This is a genomic window from uncultured Pseudokineococcus sp. (assembly GCF_947495735.1).
Taxonomy (GTDB): domain Bacteria; phylum Actinomycetota; class Actinomycetes; order Actinomycetales; family Quadrisphaeraceae; genus Pseudokineococcus.
Map to the genome: position 1 here is coordinate 1 of NZ_CANMAA010000031.1, position 2,713 is coordinate 2,713.

A 2,713-nucleotide genomic window follows, 5' to 3' on the forward strand; every position below is an offset into this window, starting at 1 on the left:
CCGAACCACAAAAACTTGGCATTCGACTTTGGCACGCTGTTGAGTTCTCAAGAAGCAGACCCGCACACCAGACCGACCTCGCAGCCGGCCCCGGTGAAGGGCTGATGTTCCGTACGCTACCCCAGTTCCTCGAGCCGCTCTGTCGAGCTTCTCGCTGGGGCTCCCGGACATGCTGCCCGACCGAGATCCAGATGGATGCCGGTGGAAGTGATCCGGGATGCCTACCCGCGGGGACCGACCACCTCGCGGTGTCCGTTCCTCCCTCTCGGGCGACGAGGAAGAACGTTAGGTCAGGTCCGGCCGTGGTGCAAACCCGGGGTCGAGGCGGCTCCGCGCGTCCCCCGTCCGGCGCATCGGGACGGCCGGCAGTCGGAGTCCGGTCCTGGCTCGACGTGGTGGAACCTCCGCCCCCCGCAGACGAACGTCCCTCCACAGCGACGGCCGGCGAGGCCCCCTGGGACCGGCGGCGCGAGCAGGCACGTGCTGACGCCAGCGCCACCTGCTCCCTCAGCGGCGACCCCGCGAAGCGCGCCGTCCGGCCCCCCACGAGCTGGGGAAGGCACGCCGTCTCCCCGCTCGTCCCCCGGCGAGGCTCCCCGTCCTGCTCACCGCCAGCGGTCCAGCCCTCCCCCGCGCGAGCGCACCCGTCACCACCGCTCCTCGCGAGCGCCCGCCGACGGCGAGGGCCGTGGAGGTGGCATCCCCGTCGACGGCGCATCCCCTTCCGCACGCCCCGACGAGGGCACGCCACGACATCGCCCAGCACACCCCGGGGACGCGACCTTCGGGACGACGCCAGCACCGGCCCGCCGCTCCGATCCCGTCGCGCCGCGCTCGACTGGGTCCCCGTGCCCCTCGCGGTGGAGGTGGAGGTCTTCGGCCTGCGCCCGTGGAGCAGGTGCTGCCTCAAGGGGTGGTCGCTCCCCCGCTCACCCACGAGTCAGCGCTCGGCAGTGAGGCGGAGCAGGGGCCCCCCGCCGGTGGACACGCGGCTGAGGCCGTCAGCCGCGCGCCCCCTGCATCAGGCCGGTCCCCCGCCGCCGGGCGCGAGCCCGGCCTCGTCGACGAGGGCGAACGCCGCGGCGAGCGTGGAGCCGAGCTGCACCCCGACGAGCTGGGCGATGGGCAGCAGCCGTGTGCCCTCGAGCTGGGCGGCCTCGTCCTGCCAGCGCTCGTAGACCTCAGCGGCCTCGGCGTGCAGGCGGCGCAGCGCCGCGGGCGCCGTCCCCGCGGCGACGGGACCGGCGAGCGCCCGCACGAGCATCCCCCCGTAGCGCAGGCGGAAGCAGCGCACGAGGTCCTCGGCGCTGAACACCTCCGCGACGCTGGCCTCGCGGTCCGCGGCGGGAAGGCCGGCGCGCGCCGCCTCGTGCTCGGCGACGTGGCCGAGCATCGGCACGAAGGCGCGCGAGGCGCGCACGTACGGGCTCGCGGCGTCGAGCATCGGCTCCGCCCGGGCGAGCAGGCTCTCGAGCAGGGCGCCGTCGGCGCGCAGACCCTCGGCCTTGGCGGTGAGGACGTCGGCGTAGCGGCGTCCGCTGCCGCTGGTGTCGGCGGCGGCCGGGTGCGACCAGTACGGCAGCTCGGCGACGACGCTGAGCGTCCCGTACTGCGCGGCGTGGTCGGCGCTGGAGGTGCCGCCGACGGCGGCCACCGCATCGAGGCCCAGGGCCTCGAGGTGGTCGTAGTGCGCCCGCATGTCCGCCATGCCGTAGACGGCGTCCGCCCACACCTGCGCCAGGGGGTCCTCGGCCTCACCGCGCTCGAGCGGCAGCCCCAGCTCGGCCGGGACGGCGTGCAGCGCCTCCACCAGCCCGGGCAGGGTCCGGCTCAGGTAGTAGTAGACGCCGCCCATCTCGCCGTTGTGCAGGCTCACGAGCAGGCGGGGGCGGACGGCGTCGATGAGGCGCATGAGCCCGAAGGTCTCCGGGATCGTCTGGTCGAAGTAGGCGCCCTTGTACGAGAAGGGGAAGGACCACTCCACCTGCTCGCGCGGCGCCGGCCGGTAGAAGTGGCGCGCGTAGGTGCCGCGGTCGAAGGGGCCGTCGAACCAGCCCTCGTTGAGGCGGGCGCCGTCCGGGTCGACGCAGGGGACGACGTGCCAGGTGGCGCCCAGGCGCGCGCGCAGGTCGTCGTCCTCGCACAGCAGGCGCGCCAGGTGCAGGGACGTGCACGCGCCGATCGGCTCGTTGGGGTGAACCCCGCCGACGACGAGGTGCTGGGGCCCGGGCGGTCCGGCCGGGGCGTGGGCGGCGTCCCCGACGGTGAAGCACTCCAGCGGCTCCCCGAGCCGGGAGGTCCCGATCCGGCTGGGGCGCACCAGGTCCGGGTGCTCGGCGGCGAGCGCGTGGAAGGCGCGCAGCAGCGCGTCGACGCCGGGGAAGGCGGTGATCTCGGGCACCTCGGCGGCGCGGCGGCAGACCTCGTCGCGCCAGTGCGGGGACGCGCACGGGCCCGCGCCGGCGGGGGGATCGGTCACCGCGTTCTCGTCGTGCACACCCGGCACGGTAATTTCTCGTGCCCCGACGCTGAGGGCTGCCCACGTCACCCCCCTCTCAGGAGCGGTGACGCACCAGCGCGCCGACCACTCCCGGAGACGCCACCGTGATCAGCTTCGAGAAGGTCCGCAAGACCTACGGCGGATCCTGGCGGTCATCGCAACAGCAGCGGTCCGATCTTCTCGATCGGCTTCGCGAACCCTAAGCGTTTCCGT

The 2,713-nt window shown here is 74.4% G+C and carries 1 protein-coding gene; it reads right to left on the minus strand.

Features of this window, described 5'->3' with window-relative positions; all coding sequences use genetic code 11:
* Positions 1–1,021 precede the first annotated feature (1,021 nt).
* A complete protein-coding gene (locus tag Q0848_RS18810) occupies positions 1,022–2,497 on the minus strand; it encodes a M14 family zinc carboxypeptidase (RefSeq protein ID WP_299040364.1) in 1,476 nt (491 codons plus the stop codon).
* Between the last annotated feature and the right edge of the window lie 216 nt (positions 2,498–2,713).